This window comes from Stenotrophomonas sp. GW821-FHT02D01 (assembly GCF_059421765.1).
Map to the genome: position 1 here is coordinate 287,877 of NZ_JBWKVP010000004.1, position 15,578 is coordinate 303,454.

The 15,578-nt window shown below is 67.3% G+C and carries 15 protein-coding genes; 9 read left to right on the forward strand and 6 right to left on the reverse strand.

Features of this window, described 5'->3' with window-relative positions:
• The first annotated feature begins 262 nt into the window (after positions 1-262).
• Both AC07UW_RS11010 and AC07UW_RS11015 read left to right on the forward strand, forming a co-directional pair.
• Complete coding sequence (locus AC07UW_RS11010) at positions 263-748, forward strand: DUF1203 domain-containing protein (protein WP_223497103.1); 486 nt, start codon at positions 263-265, stop codon at positions 746-748.
• Between the two features lie 236 nt (positions 749-984).
• A complete protein-coding gene (locus AC07UW_RS11015; RefSeq protein ID WP_495212055.1) occupies positions 985-2,154 on the forward strand; it encodes a lytic polysaccharide monooxygenase in 1,170 nt (389 codons plus the stop codon).
• Positions 2,155-2,218: 64 nt separating this feature from the next.
• Here the strand turns inward: AC07UW_RS11015 and AC07UW_RS11020 are convergent, their stop codons facing one another.
• Positions 2,219-2,968, reverse strand: coding sequence for a ferredoxin--NADP reductase (locus AC07UW_RS11020; RefSeq protein WP_025877574.1), 750 nt, complete (start codon positions 2,966-2,968; stop codon positions 2,219-2,221).
• A gap of 84 nt (positions 2,969-3,052) precedes the next feature.
• Between AC07UW_RS11020 and AC07UW_RS11025 the strand changes: the two genes are divergently transcribed.
• From AC07UW_RS11025 to AC07UW_RS11040, 4 genes are all read left to right on the forward strand, one after another.
• On the forward strand, positions 3,053-4,021 hold the full coding sequence (locus AC07UW_RS11025; RefSeq protein ID WP_312108583.1) for an ABC transporter ATP-binding protein: 969 nt from the start codon (positions 3,053-3,055) through the stop codon (positions 4,019-4,021).
• Complete coding sequence (locus AC07UW_RS11030) at positions 4,018-4,818, forward strand: ABC transporter permease (protein ID WP_495212056.1); 801 nt, start codon at positions 4,018-4,020, stop codon at positions 4,816-4,818. The genes AC07UW_RS11025 and AC07UW_RS11030 overlap by 4 nt, the downstream gene beginning before the upstream one ends.
• A gap of 692 nt (positions 4,819-5,510) precedes the next feature.
• A complete protein-coding gene (gene panE, locus AC07UW_RS11035) occupies positions 5,511-6,449 on the forward strand; it encodes a 2-dehydropantoate 2-reductase (RefSeq protein WP_336022497.1) in 939 nt (312 codons plus the stop codon).
• A 10-nt stretch (positions 6,450-6,459) separates the two neighbouring features.
• Complete coding sequence (locus AC07UW_RS11040; RefSeq protein ID WP_495212098.1) at positions 6,460-7,377, forward strand: NAD-dependent epimerase/dehydratase family protein; 918 nt, start codon at positions 6,460-6,462, stop codon at positions 7,375-7,377.
• A 71-nt stretch (positions 7,378-7,448) separates the two neighbouring features.
• Here AC07UW_RS11040 and AC07UW_RS11045 read toward each other — a convergent pair whose 3' ends face one another.
• Complete coding sequence (locus AC07UW_RS11045; protein ID WP_495212057.1) at positions 7,449-8,246, reverse strand: TatD family hydrolase; 798 nt, start codon at positions 8,244-8,246, stop codon at positions 7,449-7,451.
• Between the two features lie 68 nt (positions 8,247-8,314).
• On the opposite strand from AC07UW_RS11045, the gene hrpB reads away from it, so the two are divergent.
• Together hrpB and AC07UW_RS11055 are read left to right on the forward strand one after the other, a co-directional pair.
• A complete protein-coding gene (hrpB, locus tag AC07UW_RS11050) occupies positions 8,315-10,822 on the forward strand; it encodes an ATP-dependent helicase HrpB (RefSeq protein WP_495212058.1) in 2,508 nt (835 codons plus the stop codon).
• A 128-nt stretch (positions 10,823-10,950) separates the two neighbouring features.
• A complete protein-coding gene (locus tag AC07UW_RS11055; protein ID WP_025877588.1) occupies positions 10,951-11,340 on the forward strand; it encodes a hypothetical protein in 390 nt (129 codons plus the stop codon).
• 90 nt (positions 11,341-11,430) lie between these two features.
• Here AC07UW_RS11055 and AC07UW_RS11060 read toward each other — a convergent pair whose 3' ends face one another.
• Both AC07UW_RS11060 and AC07UW_RS11065 read right to left on the reverse strand, forming a co-directional pair.
• Complete coding sequence (locus AC07UW_RS11060; RefSeq protein WP_134833251.1) at positions 11,431-11,970, reverse strand: pseudouridine synthase; 540 nt, start codon at positions 11,968-11,970, stop codon at positions 11,431-11,433.
• Between the two features lie 80 nt (positions 11,971-12,050).
• Positions 12,051-12,908: a class I SAM-dependent methyltransferase gene (locus AC07UW_RS11065; protein ID WP_025877590.1), complete on the reverse strand. Its 858-nt coding sequence runs from the start codon at positions 12,906-12,908 to the stop codon at positions 12,051-12,053.
• Between the two features lie 169 nt (positions 12,909-13,077).
• Between AC07UW_RS11065 and AC07UW_RS11070 the strand changes: the two genes are divergently transcribed.
• On the forward strand, positions 13,078-14,034 hold the full coding sequence (locus AC07UW_RS11070; RefSeq protein ID WP_032976826.1) for an aldo/keto reductase: 957 nt from the start codon (positions 13,078-13,080) through the stop codon (positions 14,032-14,034).
• A 66-nt stretch (positions 14,035-14,100) separates the two neighbouring features.
• Here AC07UW_RS11070 and AC07UW_RS11075 read toward each other — a convergent pair whose 3' ends face one another.
• Positions 14,101-15,006, reverse strand: coding sequence for an NAD(P)/FAD-dependent oxidoreductase (locus tag AC07UW_RS11075; RefSeq protein WP_495212059.1), 906 nt, complete (start codon positions 15,004-15,006; stop codon positions 14,101-14,103).
• Positions 14,996-15,451 carry an Rrf2 family transcriptional regulator gene (locus AC07UW_RS11080; protein ID WP_025877596.1) on the reverse strand — a complete coding sequence of 152 codons (456 nt, stop codon included), beginning with the start codon at positions 15,449-15,451 and terminating at the stop codon, positions 14,996-14,998. The genes AC07UW_RS11075 and AC07UW_RS11080 overlap by 11 nt, the downstream gene beginning before the upstream one ends.
• Positions 15,452-15,578 lie beyond the last annotated feature (127 nt).

Below are 15,578 nucleotides of genomic sequence, written 5' to 3' on the forward strand. Positions count from 1 at the left end.
TTCCCCTGGGGATGTTCCTGTCCACCACGACGGTGTGCCGCGGCAGATGTGACCAATCGAATGTGACCCAACTTACACGCGCCGGACGCTGGCGGCGACAGGCGGATGTCCTGGGCCGGCGTCGGCACGGCCACCAGACGGTTGCGACCCTCGGCCTTTGCCCGGTACAGGGTGGTATCGGCCAGCGCGATCAGGTGGCGGAAAATGGCGAGCAGGCGGCCCGTGGCGCCGGCAGAATGCGCGCAGAACCGGGAGACACTCCATGCATCCGTGGCAACTCAGTGGCATCGACCACCAGCCGTTCGAGGCGCTTTTCGAATCCAGCGACGATGCGCTGGCCGCGCGGGGAATCGTGCGCCGACGCGCGGGCGACAGCGGCGGCTACCCCTGCAGGGTCAGCCTGACAGACGCACCTGCCGGTGCAGAACTGCTTCTGCTGCCTTACACCCACCTGGCCACGCAGTCGCCTTACCGCGCCTCGGGCCCGATTTTCGTGCAGCGCGGTGCAACCCGCTGCGTGCTGCCAGCGGGCGTGGTACCTGCCTACGTGCAGCGTCGGCTGATCTCGGTGCGCGCCTATGACAGCGCGGACTTCATGCTGAGCGGCTTGGTCTGCCAGGGCACCGAGGTTGCCACGCACCTGGACCGGCTGTTCGCCGATACGACGGTGGCCTTCGTGCAGCTGCACAACGCAGGACATGGATGCTTTTCGTGCGAGGTGAATCGGGTCGGCCACCCGCGGCAATGACGTTGCACGGGAACGTGATCGTCGCCGCGCCGCAGGCGTGACCGCCAGCGTGTTCGTTCAGTGTGGCGTGAAGCCTGCGGGAAGGGCTTCACACACGTAGTCACGGATCGGCATTGACGTGGTTTCCCACTGCGTGTTGCAGCTCGATACTCGCGGCGGTACCGCTCATCGTCCGTCGCGCGATACGGCGTGGGTGCTGCGGTCACCGCTCCCTTCGACGACCACAAGGATGCGCCATGTCTCTGCGATACACCCCATTGCTGTTGGCCACCGTCTTCGTTGGCGCCGGTGTTGGCGTTGCCGGAAACGCCGCCGCACACGGCACGATGATCACCCCGGTCAGCCGCGTCTATGCCTGCTTCCAGGGCAACCCGGAGAACCCCACCAACCCGGCCTGCGCGGCAGCCAAAGCAGTGGCCGGCTCGCAGGCGTTCTACGACTGGAACGGCATCAACCAGGCCAACGCCAACGGCAACCACCAGGCCGTGGTGCCCGACGGCAAGCTGTGCAGCGGCAACAACCCGACCTTCCGCGGCCTGGACCTGGAGCGCAGCGACTGGCAGACCACACCGATCCAGCCCGATGCGAACGGCAGGTTCACCTTCGTGTTCAAGGCGACCGCCCCGCACGCCACGCGCGACTGGAAGTTCTTCGTCACCCGCGCCGGCTGGCAACCGGGCAGCCCGCTGCGCTGGGCCGATCTGCAGGAATTCTGCTCGCTGGGCAACACGCCGCTGTCGGCCGATGGCACCTACAAGCTGCAGTGCACGCTGCCGCAGCGCAGCGGCCAGCATGTGATCTACAACACCTGGCAGCGCGCCGATTCCACCGAAGCGTTCTATACCTGCATGGACGTGCGCATTGAAGGCGGCGGCGGTACCACGCCGGTGCCGCAGTGGCAGGATGCCGGGCCGGTGACTGCACGTACCGAGCTGCCGGTGGGCACCACCCTGGCGCTGCGTGTGTTCAATGCCAACGGCAACGACGTGGAACGCGTGGAAGCCACCTTGGCCGCAGGCCAGACCACGCCGGCGCAGTGGCCATTGGCGCTTGCGCGCAAGGTCAACGCCAGTGCCCAGCATGCGCGCGTCGGCGTACTCAACAACGGCGCGATCACGCCGACCGCCTCGGCCACCGACAACCGCGTGTACCTGAAGGACGGCAACCGCTTCCAGCTGGACACCAAGGTGCCAGACCCGGGTACGCCCTCACCCGGCGGTGATTTCGACCATGTGTATCCGGCCGGTATCGGCAGCTACGTGCCCGGGCAGACCGTGGTGAAGAGCAGCGACGGCAAGCTGTACGCCTGCCGCCCGTTCCCGGAAGGCGCGTGGTGCAACGTCAATGCCGAGGCGTACCGGCCGGGTGTGGGTTCGGCCTGGCGCGATGCCTGGGTGCCGTACTGAAGCATGGTCCCGGGGCGGCGTGGTGCCGCCTCCGGTGTGCGGGGTTGCCGGCCAGCGGCCGGCACTACTTGCTGCTGACGTACTTCTCGCGGCGGATCTGCGGATTTCCCAGGCCCGCCGCCTTCAGCGCTTCGGCGCAGGCGTCGACCATGTCCGGGTTGCCGCACAGGTAGGCGATGTCGGTGGCCGGATCCGGCGTGAACGCCGCCAGCGCCTGCTGCACGTAGCCATGGTGTACGTCCGGGTGCGGCTCGGCTGGCAGTTCCCGCGACAGGCAAGGCACATAACGGAAGTTCGGGTGCTTTTCGGCGAAGCTGTAGAAATCATCGCTGTACAGCAGCTCACCCGGGCTGCGCGCACCCTGCAGCAGGACCACCTGCACACCCCGCTCGGCCATCGCCGTTGCCAGCAACGGCAGCATCGAGCGGTACGGGGTGACGCCGGTACCGGTGGCGATCAGCAGGTAGCGGCCGTTGTGGTCGCCGGGGTTCAGGCAGAACCGACCGTAGGGACCGGACGCGCTGACCTGGCCGCCGATGTCCAGCGCCTCGAACAGCGCCGTGGCGGCGCCACCGGGTACGAAGCTGACCGCGATATCCACCGCCTCGCCTGGCCCCAGCGCGTGGTCATGGATGGTCGCCAGCGAATAGCTGCGCTTGGTTTCGGTGCCATCGGCGTAGCTGAAATGGACCTGGATGAACTGGCCGGGCTGGAAATCCAGCGGCTGGCCGTCGTCACGCACGAACTGGTAATGGCCGATGGAGGGCGCCAGCATGCGGCGGTCGACCAGTTTGATGGGGAATTGGACAGGCACGACTTTTCGGGACAGTGTGTAGCCGGGGCAAGCCCTCGGGGTCTTCTATAATAGACCTTCCCCGCCCCTCTCCAGCGCCAGCCCATGGGCGCGAAGGCTTCGAGCTTGGCTTCCCTGAACGATACGGCGCCCGCCCTGCGCGTGCGCGACCTGCGTAAAACCTATGACAACGGCACCCAGGCCCTGAAAGGGGTCTCGCTGGAAGTGGCCCCGGGCGACTTCTTCGCCCTGCTGGGCCCGAACGGTGCCGGCAAGTCCACCCTGATCGGCATCATCAGTTCCCTGGTCAACCTCAGCGAGGGCCAAGTGGAAGTGTTCGGCAGCGACCTGGTGCGCAACCGCAGCGCTACCATGCGCCTGATCGGGCTGGTGCCGCAGGAGATCAACTTCAACCTGTTTGAAAAGCCCTTCGACATCCTGGTGAACTACGCCGGCTTCTACGGCGTGCCGCGCGCCGAAGCCGAGCAGATGGCCGAAGTCGAGCTCAAGCGCGCCCACCTGTGGGAGAAGGCGCAGGTGATGAGCCGCACCCTGTCCGGTGGCATGAAGCGCCGGCTGATGATCGCCCGCGCGATGATGACCCGGCCGCGCCTGCTGATCCTGGACGAACCGACCGCTGGCGTGGACATCGAGATCCGCCGCGACATGTGGCGGGTGCTGAAGGAGATCAACGCCGCCGGCACCACGATCATCCTCACCACCCACTACCTGGAAGAGGCCGAGCACCTGTGCCGCAACCTGGCCATCATCGACCACGGCCAGATCGTCACCCAGGGCCCGATGCGCGAACTGCTGGCCAAGCTTGACGTGGAAGGCTTCCTGCTGGACATCGACGGCACCCTGCCCGCCCAGTTGCCGGTGATCGAGGGGGCAACCCTGATCGCCACCGACGGCCATACGCTGGACATCGACATGCCACGTGCGATGGATCTGAACCGCGTGTTCGAGGCACTGAACGCGGCGGGCATCCGCGTGCGTTCGATGCGTACCAAGAGCAACCGCCTGGAGGAACTGTTCGTGCGCCTCACCGGCAACCAGGAGACGTCCGCATGAGCAGCACCCCGACCCCGGTCCTGACCGACGGCCAGCGCAACCGCATCGCACTGATGACCATCGTGCGCCGCGAAGTCGCCCGCATCATGCGCATCTGGGGCCAGACCCTGGTACCGCCGGCGATCACCATGACCCTGTACTTCCTGATCTTCGGCGGCCTGATCGGTTCGCGCGTGGGCGACATGGGCGGCTACACCTACATGCAGTTCATCGTGCCGGGCCTGGTGATGATGAGCGTGATCCAGAACAGCTACGGCAACATCAGCTCCTCGTTCTTCGGCGCCAAGTTCGGCCGCCACGTGGAAGAGCTGCTGGTCAGCCCGATGCCGAACTGGGTGATCCTGTGGGGCTACGTGGCCGGTGCGGTGCTGCGTGGCCTGATGGTGGGCGTGATCGTGCTGATCATCGCGATGTTCTTCACTCCGGTGCGCATCCCGCATCCGCTGGTGACGCTGACCACGGTGATCCTGGGCGCGACGATCTTCTCGCTGGCCGGCTTCATCAACGCGGTGTATGCGAAGAAGTTCGATGACGTGGCGATCGTGCCGACCTTCATCCTGACTCCGCTGACCTACCTGGGCGGCGTGTTCTATTCGGTGAAGCTGCTGCCGCCATGGGCAGAGGCCGCCACGCACGCGAACCCGATCTTCTACATGGTCAACGCGTTCCGCTATGGCCTGCTGGGCAGCAGCGATGTGCCGGTGGTGGTGGCGTATGCGCTGATGATCGGTTTCGCGGTGGTGCTGACGGCGCTGGCGCTGTGGTTGTTGCGCCGTGGCGTGGGCATGCGCAGCTGAGGATGTTCTGCAGGGCCTGCGGCCCTGCACCCGCGTTGGTAGGTAGTGCCGGCCGCTGGCCGGCAACAGCAACAGCAACAGCAACAGCAACAGCAACGTCAAACGCGGGCTATCCGAGGGATGGCGGGGGGGTCCGGTTGCGGGGGACGCCGTAAACCCATCCCTGGGGGCTTGGCCGCGGCATCCATGCCGCGGACACCCCCGCAACCGGACCCACCCCGCCTTCGACAGTTTTCCGCTGCTGTCGGAACGGCGTCCGTGCTGCTGTTGGTGGGTGTCGACCCTGGTCGACACAGTAGATCCACGCCATGCGTGGATGAAGCATTCGCGATGGAGCCGAGCATCTGCTCGGCTCTTTTCGTTTGTGAGCTGATGGATATAGATCCATCGGAAAGATGATCGCGTGGAACGAGCGAAGCGACCCGCTGTTGCTTTTGATTTTCTTCTTTGTTTTCCGTGGTGGACGCACACGGAAACCGTCAGGGGTCGGGCGGGGTGGGCTCGCGGGGGTGTCCGCGCCATGGATGGCGCGGCCAAGCCTACACGGACGTACTTGCGGCGTCCCCCGTGAGGCCCCCCCCCCCCCGACCCAAACACAGCTTGCGCTTCAAACCACCACGAGGGGCTCAGCCGTTGGCCGCAAACTCCGGCACAATCGCTGCAGTGAATCCCCCAACTGCAGTGAGCATGCAATGCGTATCCTGATCCTCGGCGCCGGCGGTACCGGCGGTTACTTCGGTGGTCGCCTGGCCCAGGCTGACGTGGACGTGACCTTCCTCGTGCGCCCTGCGCGCGCCGCGCAGCTGGATCGTGATGGCCTGGTGCTGCGCAGCCCGGTGGGCGATGCCACGTTCCCGGTACAGCACGTCATCGCTGATGCCCTGCCTGCGCTGGCTGCGGACAAGCCGTTCGATCTGGTGATCCTCAGCTGCAAGGCCTACGACCTGGACAGCTCGATCGATGCCATCGCCCCGGCGGTGGGCGCGGGCACCACCGTGCTGCCGATCCTCAACGGCCTGCATCACTACAACGCGCTCGACGCACGCTTCGGCCGTGACGCCGTGCTCGGCGGGCTGTGCTTCATCAGTGCGACCAAGGCGCCTGATGGGGCGGTGCTGCACCTGGGCAAGCCGGCCAAGCTGACTTTCGGCGAACGCGATGGCGGTGCGATCTCCGCGCGCGTGCAGGCGTTCGCAGCAGCCTGCTCGCAGGCCAATCTCGATCATCTGGCCAGTGAGCACATCGGCCAGGAACAGTGGATCAAGTACACGTTCCTCACCGCGCTGGCGGCGGCCACCTGCCTGCTGCGTGCGGACATCGGCACGATCGTGGCCACCGACGACGGCGACGCCATCGTGCGTGGGCTCTATGACGAATGCCTGGCGGTGGCCGAAGCAGCGGGTGAGCCGGTGCCGCAGGCAGCGCAGGACACCGCGCGTGGCACGCTGACCCAAGCCGGTTCGGCGTTGAAGGCGTCGATGCTGCGCGACCTGGAAGCAGGCCAGCAGGTGGAAGCGGCCCAGATCGTCGGCGACATGCTGGCGCGTGCGCGCGCCGCGGGCCAGGAAGCGTTGCTGCTGCAGGTCGCCTACAGCAGCCTGCAGGCCTACCAGGCCCAGCGCTCGGTGTGATCCGATGAACATGCCTGGCCCGTTGCCGAAGCGCGTACTGATCCTCGGCATGGGCTGGAGTGGCCGCGTGTTGGCCGCGCGCCTTCAGGCCCAGGGCATACACGTGGAAGGCACGGTGCGCGATCCGGCGTCGGCACCTGACGATGGCCTGCTGCGTCATCAGCTGCGTGCTGACGCAGCGCTTGCCCCGAGCCTGCTCGCTGCGATTGCCCATGCCGACGCGGTGCTGTGCAGCGTTCCTCCCGATGCCGAGGGCGACCCGGCGCTGCGCCTGCTGCGTGCCGCGTTGCGCGACAGCAGTTCACTGCGTTGGCTCGGTTACCTGTCGTCGACCTCGGTCTACGGCGACCGCGACGGTGGCTGGATCAACGAGCATAGCGCTGCCGATGCCACCGGGCCGGCAGGCATGCAGCGTCGCCTCGCCGAAACACAATGGCGTGCACTGGCGGATGCGCGCGGTATCGCCTCGGCGATGTTCCGCCTGCCGGGCCTCTACGGACCCGGGCGCAACGCGCTGCTGCAGCTGGCGCAGGGCCGCGCACGGCAGGTGGTGCGGCCAGGGCTGGTGTTCAATCGCCTGCACGTGGACGACCTGGCTGCGGTGGTGATCGCCGCGATGCAACGCCCCATGGCCAACGCACTGTATCTGCCGAGCGATGACGAACCGGCACCGCCGCAGGATGTACTGGCCTTCGCTGCGCAGCTGGGGGGTTTCGCCATGCCACCCGCGGTGGCCTGGGACGACCCATCAGTCAGCGCGACATTGCGGCGCTTCTACCAGAGCAGCAAGCGCATCGACAGCCGCAGCACGCGCGACGCGCTGGGCTGGACGCCGCGGTTTCCAACGTATCGGGAAGGGCTGACGGATCTTGCCGCTTCGCTCGCCGGGCATGGCCCGGCGCTACCGGATCTGGGCGTTCCCGGCTGACGGGTAGTGCCGGCCGCTGGCCGGCAGCAGGGTTCGATTGCCGGCCAGCGGCCGGCACTACCGTTTGCCGATCAACCCGCGTCCGGCAACCGGAAGAACGCACGCGTGGCAGCCGTGGCGTTTGCCGCCGTGGTCTGCACATCCTCGCCACGGTCCCGCGCCAGCTCTTCCACGATGTGCGACAGGAACACCGGTTCGTTGCGGCGGTCCTTCGGCATCGGCTTCAAGGTGCGCGGCAGCAGGTACGGTGCGTCGGTCTCGATCATCAACCGGTTGGCCGGAATGTTCTTCACCAGCTCGCGCAGGTGACCGCCACGGCGCTCGTCGCACAGCCAGCCGGTGATGCCGATGTACCAGTCCTGGTCGAGATAATCGAACAACTCCTGGCGCTCGCCGGTGAAGCAGTGCACCACGGCCGGACCGATGCGGCCTTCGAAGTTCTTCATCTGTGCCATGAAATCGGCATGCGCGTCGCGCTGGTGCAGGAACAACGGCTTGCCATTGTCTGCAGCCAGCTGCAGCTGGCGCTCGAACGCGCGATGCTGCGCCGGGCGCGGCGAGAAATCACGGAAGTAGTCCAGCCCGCACTCACCCACCGCCACCACTTCGGCATGGGCGTGCAGCGCGCGCATCTCCGCATCGCACTCGTCGGTGTACTCCACCGCGTGGTGCGGGTGCACGCCGGCGGTGGCGTACAGGAAGCCCGGGTGCTGCTGCGCCAGCTGCAGGGCCAGCGGCGAATGCTCGCGGCTGGCACCGGTGATGATCATCTGCACCACACCGGCCCGGCGTGCGCGGTCCAGCACGGCGTCGCGGTCGCGGTCGAAGGAGTCGTGGGTCAGGTTGGCGCCGATATCGATCAGATGCATGGGGGCAGCAGAGGCAGGAAAACCCGCGCATTGTACCCGTGCCCGCCATGGCACCTTATCCTTTGCAGATGAACGCCCCGCAATTCCCCATCTCTCCGCTGCTGCCGCAGATCCAGCAGCACCTGGCCGTGCACCCGCGGCTGGTGCTGGAAGCCCCGCCCGGCGCCGGCAAGACCACCCAGGTGCCGTTGGCGCTGCTCGATGCGCCGTGGCTGGAGGGCCGCAGGATCATCCTGCTGGAACCCCGCCGGGTGGCCGCGCGCAGTGCCGCGATGTTCATGGCGCGCCAGCTCGGTGAGGAGGTCGGCGGCATCGTCGGCTACCGCATCCGCTTCGAGAACAAGGTATCGGCGCGCACGCGCATCGAGGTCGTCACCGAGGGCATCCTGACCCGGATGCTGCAGGACGATCCAATGCTGGAAACCGTTGGCGCGATCCTGTTCGATGAATTCCACGAGCGCCACCTCAGTGGCGACCTGGGCCTGGCGCTGGCGCTGGACGTGCAGTCGCAGCTGCGCGATGACCTGCGGTTGCTGGTGATGTCGGCGACGCTCGATGGTGAACGCCTGGCACGCTTCCTCGATGCACCACGAGTGAGCAGCGAAGGCCGCAGCTATCCGGTGGCAATCAGCCACTTCCCTGCCCGGCGTGACGAGGCGCTGGAACTGCAGGTGCGGCGCGCGGTACAGCAGGCGCTCGCCGAGCACCCCGGTGACCTGCTGGTGTTCCTGCCCGGCCAACGTGAGATCGCACGCGTGCAGGCAGGCCTGCAGGACAGTCTTGCTGGCGCTGCGGTGGACGTACTGGCCCTGCACGGTGAACTGCCGGTGGAACAGCAGGCGCGCGTGCTGCAGGCCGCCAGCGACGGCCGCCGCCGCGTGGTGTTGGCCACCAACGTCGCCGAATCTTCGGTGACCCTGCCCGGCGTGCGCGTGGTGATCGACAGCGGCCAGGCGCGCGAGCCGCGCTACGACCCCAACAGTGGATTCACCCGCTTGGACGTGGTCGCCATTGCGCAGGCCTCGGCCGACCAGCGTGCCGGCCGTGCCGGGCGCGTGGCCGAGGGCGTGGCCTGGCGGCTGTGGCCGCAGTCGCAGCGGCTGGAACCGCAGCGTCGCGCCGAGATCGACCAGGTTGAACTGGCCGGCCTTGCGCTGGAACTGGCCGCCTGGGGCAGCAGTGACCTGCGTTTCCTTGACCCGCCACCGACTGGGCCGATGGCCGCCGCACGCGAACTGCTGCAGCGCCTCGGCGCGTTGTCCAGCAGCGGCGCGATCACTGCACTCGGCCGCCGCATACTGGCGCTGGGCACCCATCCGCGGATGGCCGCGATGCTGCTGGCCGCAGCTGATGCCCGCGCGCAGGCGTTGGCCGCCGATCTGGCGGCATTGCTGGAAGCTCGTGACCCATTGCGCCAGGGCGGTGATGCACTGGCCGCACGCTGGCGCGCACTGGCGGCCTTCCGCAACGGCCGTGCGCCGGCCGATGCCAATCGCAGTGGCCTGGCCGCCATCGATGCCGCTGCCAAACAGTGGCGCCGTCGCCTGCGTTGTGACGCCGCACCGCCCGCCAGCATCGAGGCCCACGAGCTGGGCGACCTGCTGGCCCATGCCTTCCCCGACCGCATTGCCTTCCAGCATCCGAACGACCCGCTGCGTTACCTGCTGGCCAACGGCCGCAGCGCCCGCCTGCATGAACTGAGCGACCTGCGGGGCGAACCGTGGCTGGTGGCCAGCGAGCTGCGCTTCGAAGCCCGCGACGCGCTGCTGCTGCGCGCCGCACCGGTGGATGAAACCTATCTGCGCAGGAACTGGCCCGAGCGCTTCGTGACCGAAGACGCGGTGCGCTGGGATGACACCCGCCGCGCCCTGGTCGCGCTGCGCGAAACACGCTTCGACCGCATCGTAATGGACAGTCGTTCGGCCGGCCGGGTTGATCCGCAGCTGGCGGCGCAGGCGCTGACCGACGCCGTTGCCGAGCTCGGCCTGCAGGCGTTGCCATGGACCGAGGGTCTGCGCCAGTGGCAGGCGCGGGTTGAATCGCTGCGGCGCTGGATGCCCAAACTGGGCCTGCCCGACTGCAGTGACGCCGCATTGCTGGCCAACCGTGCGCAATGGCTGCAGCCGGCATTCGCTGGCAGGACACGTCTGGATGCGCTGGACGAGACCAGTTTCGGCGAAGCGCTGAAGTCGCCACTGGAGTGGTCGCAGCGGCAGCTGGTCGAGCGCCACGCGCCCACCCGGATCACCGTACCGTCAGGGCTGGAACGGCCGATCACCTATGCGCTGGATGGCGAAAGCGGCGAGCCGCTGCCGCCGGTGCTGGCGGTGAAGCTGCAGGAGTTGTTCGGGCTGGCCGATACGCCACGCATCGCCGATGGCCGGGTGCCGCTGACCCTGCACCTGCTGTCGCCGGGTGGCCGGCCGTTACAGGTCACCCAGGATCTGCGCAATTTCTGGGAGAACACCTACGCCGAGGTGAAGAAGGAGATGAAAGGCCGTTACCCGCGCCACCCGTGGCCGGACGACCCATGGACGGCTACGGCAACGCACCGGGCCAAGCCGCGCGGGACGTAATGCGCGCCGACACCCCGCCCGTTCCTGAATGGCTGCGGTAGAGTCACACCACGCGCCCGCCTGACTGACATACCGTTTACGGGCAACAGGCGACACTGGACTTCGACCCGAGGCAAGGACACCCCCGCATGAGCAAGCTGACCGTAATCACCGACCGCGCCCTGGAGCGCGCCCTCGACCTGGCCCATACCGCAGGCGATGGCCTGAAGAGCGCGGGCGGCAGCCTGCGTCACCTCGGCCCGCAGGCCAGCGACTGGATCAAGACCGGCGCCGCCCTTGGCGCGGTGAAGACCGGCGGCAAGGTCGCCACCAAGTTCGCCCGCCGCAATCCGGCGGTGACCATCGCGGCAGCTGCCGTGGGTGTAGGCCTGCTGGGCTATGCGCTGTACCGCAAGCAACAGAAGAAGAAGGCGGCCAATGGCCATGTGGTCAACGGCCAGGCCCAGCGCATCAACGCGCGCGATCGCCGCAACGACACCGTGGTCGACGAGCACAGCGATATCGGCAGCGACGCCTGATTGACCGGGGTCGGATCCCTTCCGCAGGAAGGGCTCTGACCCCATCACGCTGCACAAGGGTCGGACGCCGCAAGGCCTCCGGCCTTTTTTTCAGCCGATCTGCCGCCACTGCCCGGGCTGCAGGTCATCCAGCCGGTACGGCCCCATTGCAGCGCGTACCAGCCGCAGCGTCGGCAGGTTCACCGCAGCGGTCATCCGCCGCACCTGGCGGTTGCGCCCTTCGCGGATCGTGATCGCCAGCCAGCTGTCGGGCACCGTCTTGCGGAAGCGCACCGGCGGATCGCGCGGCCACAGTTCAGGCGCAGGATCGAGGCGCTCGATTTTCGCCGGCAGCGTCGGCCCATCATTGAGCACCACGCCATCGCGCAGCTGCTGCAGCTGCCCTTCGCTGGGCGTGCCTTCCACCTGCACCCAGTAGAGCTTGTCCGCCTTGTGCTTCGGGTCGGTCAACTTGTGCGCCAGCGTACCGTTGTCGGTCAGCAGCAGCAGGCCTTCACTGTCATGGTCGAGGCGGCCGGCAGCGTAGACGCGCGGCGGCAAACCGAAGCCGGCCAATGTCGGCCGCGGCGGCACGCTGCGGTCGGTGAACTGGCAGAGCACGTTGAACGGCTTGTTGAAGGCAATCAGCATCGCGGGGACGGCAGGCGGCGGGCAGGGCATTGTCCCATGCCACGCCGCGTGCTCGCCGGGCATGGCCCGGCGCTACCGGGTCACGGCTTCACGAAACGCAGGGTCATGCGGTCGCTTTCACCGATGGCCTGGTACTTGGCGTCATCCGCCTTGTCATGCTGGTTGGTCGGCGGCAGGGTCCACACGCCATTCGGATGATCCTTGGTATCGCGCGGGTTGGCATTGACCTCGGTGCGCGCGTCCAGCTTGAAACCGGCGGCCTCGGCCATCGCGATCACCTGCTGCTGGCCCACATAACCGGTGTCGTCAGCGTCGGCCACGTCGGCCTTGGCGCGGTGCTCGACCACGCCGAGCACGCCGCCCGGCTTGAGCACGTTGAAGAAGCCCTGGAACATGCCCTGCGCCTGGCCGGCCTTGCGCCAGTTGTGCACGTTGCGGAAGGTCAGCACCACATCGGCCGAGTTGGCTGCACCGAACACCGGCTTGGCCGGGTCGTAGGCAACCACGGTGGTTTTGTCGAACTGTGCCGGTGCGGCGGCGTACTTCTTTTCCAGGCTGTCGCGGCTGCGCTGCTGGTAGTCGCGGCCGCGACCTTCAGCCACGGCCTGCGGATCGACCACCGCGGCAATGTAATGGCCCTTGTCGCGCAGCAGCGGCGCCAGGATCTCCGAGTACCAGCCATTGCCCGGGGTGATCTCGATGACGGTCTTTTCCGGCGCGACGCCAAAGAAGCCCAAGGTCTGCGCAGGATGACGGAAACCGTCGCGCTTGACGTTGGCCGGGTCGCGGGTCGAGGCCTTCACCGCGGCATCGATCGCGGGCGACACCTGGATCTTTGCCGGTGCGACCGTGGCCGGCGCGGCGAATGCGGGAACGGCAACCAGCAGCGCCGAAGCAAGCAGCAGGCGGCAACCACGCAGGGATGAGGCAGCAATCATCGGGGCGACTCCAGCGGAAGATGCGGCGAGACTAGCAGCCGCCGCGCCGCAGGTGTTCACAAAACGTTAGCCGCGTGCGCGGTGCGGAACACAGTTTTGTGGTCAGCGCCGCAGCGCGGTCACACATCGCGTTCTATCCTGAAGGACTTCCCCCAAGGAGTCCGTGCCCATGACGGCAAACCGCGAACTGGGCCGTTCAGGCCTGCATGTAGCTCCGCTCGCCTTCGGTGGCAACGTGTTCGGCTGGAGCGCCGATGAGAAGGCCAGCTTCGCCCTGCTGGATGCCTTCGTGGATGCCGGCTTCAACCTGGTCGACACCGCCGACGTGTACTCGGCGTGGGTGCCGGGCAACCAGGGTGGCGAGTCGGAGACGCTGCTGGGAAAGTGGTTCGCGCGCAGCGGCAAGCGCGACAAGGTGGTGCTGGCGACCAAGGTGGCCAAATGGGCCGAGCGGCCCGGCCTCACCCCGGACAACATCAATGCGGCGGTGGAGGATTCGCTGCGTCGCCTGCAGACCGAGGTGATCGATCTGTACCAGGCCCACGAGGATGATGAATCCACGCCGCTGGAAGCGACCCTGGCCGCGTTCGGTCGCCTGATCGAGGCGGGCAAGGTGCGCGCGATCGGCGCGTCCAACTACAGCGCCACGCGTCTGGCCGATGCCTTGAAGGTCTCTACCGACTACGGGCTGCCGCGCTATGAAACCCTGCAGCCGGAGTACAACCTGTACGACCGCGCCGGCTACGAGAAGGAACTGGAACCGCTGGTGCAGCGCGAGCAGATCGGCGTGATCAACTACTACGCACTGGCCAGCGGCTTCCTCAGTGGCAAGTACCGCACGCCGGACGATGCCGGCAAGAGTTCCGCGCGCGGCGCCACCGTGGTCAAGCGCTACCTGAACCCGCGCGGACTGCGCATTCTGCAAGCACTGGATGACGTGGCCAGCAAGCACAACGCCACTGCCGCGCAGATCGCACTGGCATGGCAGATCGCACGGCCGTCGATCACCGCACCGATCGTCAGTGCCACCAGCGTGGAGCAGCTGCACGACCTGCTGGCGGCGGCGAACGTGGCGTTGAGCGTGCAGGATGTGGCGCAGCTGGACGCGGCCAGCGTGGAAGGTTGAAGGCGGAGGGTGCCGGCCAACGTCGGCACCCTTCAACGGATCCGCGCCATGCGTGGATGCATTGCCTCAGCGCGGCAGGCTGTCCTCGGCCACCAGCGCATGGTGCATGCCGATGCCCGCGCGCACGCCTTCGGCCATGGCCAGGGTGATGTTGCCGACCGTGGTCGCATCACCGGCGGCGTACACATTCGGCACCGAGGTCTGTTTCATCATGTCCACCTCGGCCAGCACGCCCAGCGGACTCTCCACCAGCGCGCAGCCCAGCTGCTGTACCAGCGGCGTGGCCATCTGCTGCATGGCCGGCACGAACAGCGCACGCTGGGCGACTCGGCGACCGTCGGCAAGTTCCACTTCCAGCCACGTCGGCTGCTCGCCGTGCACACCTACCACCGGCGTGGTTTCCACCTGCACGCCGCGCTGCTGCATGGCGGCAAGCTCCTCGTCGCTGATCGGCAGGCCCTGGCTGAAGAAGGTGACGTTGCCCCAGTCGGCGAACAGCGACGCCTTGCCGGCCGACATCGGATGGCCGCCGAGCAGGCCGATCGAACCGCCACCCACTTCATAACCATGGCAGTACGGGCAGTGCAGCACGGTGCTGCCCCAGCGCTCGGCCAGGCCGGGCAGATCGGGCAGCTGGTCGGCGATACCGGTGGCCAGCAGCAGCTTGCGTGCGGTCAGTACCTGGCCGTCTGCCGTACGCACCTCCACACCTTCGGTGCGGAGCGTGGCCTGCACCGCTTCGGCATTCAGCCAACGCACGGTCGGGTAGTCCAGCAGTTGCTGGCGCGCGTTCTTCAACAACTCGGCGCCACTGACGCCGTCCAGGCCCAGCACGCCGTGCGAATGGCTGGCGAAACGGTTTCGCGGCAAACCCGCATCGATGATGGTGACCGGCCGGCGCGCACGCGCCAGGATCAGTGCGGCGGCGATGCCGGCGTAGCTGCCGCCGACGATGAGGACATCAGGATTCATGGTGACCTTCCAGGGAACGGTGATGGGCAAGATGGCGGGCGAAGTCGGCGCCAAGCTGGTCGAGGGTGGTTGCCTGCAGCCGCTGCTCGAGCAGGCGCTGCGCTTCGCGGGCACTCTCCAGCAGGGCCTGGTTGACCAGCTGCTGGATCGGGCAGCCGCCCCTGCCTTCGCGGGTACCGACCTGGACCATCGGCGGCGCGCCGATGGCCTGGTAGACGTCGTGCAGGGTGATCGTCGCCGCGTCGCGGGCGAGCTGGCTGCCGCCACCGTGGCCGCGCGTGCTGCGTACCAGGCCGGCCTTGTGCATCTGCGCCAGCAGCCGGCGGATCACCACCGGATGGGTCGGCAGGCAGGTCGCCAGCTGTTCGGAGGTTCGCGGCCCGTGCTGGCCGACCAGATGGGCCATCACGTGCAGGGCGTCGGAAAGCGGGTTCGCGGATTTCATGTAACAACAATAGTTACATTTAAACCACCTGTCGAGGGTCTTCTTTCGTTCCATATGGACACATTTGTCCAATGAAACACATTCTTCACATCACTAAACAGAACGGGAATGTGACACGCATCGCACT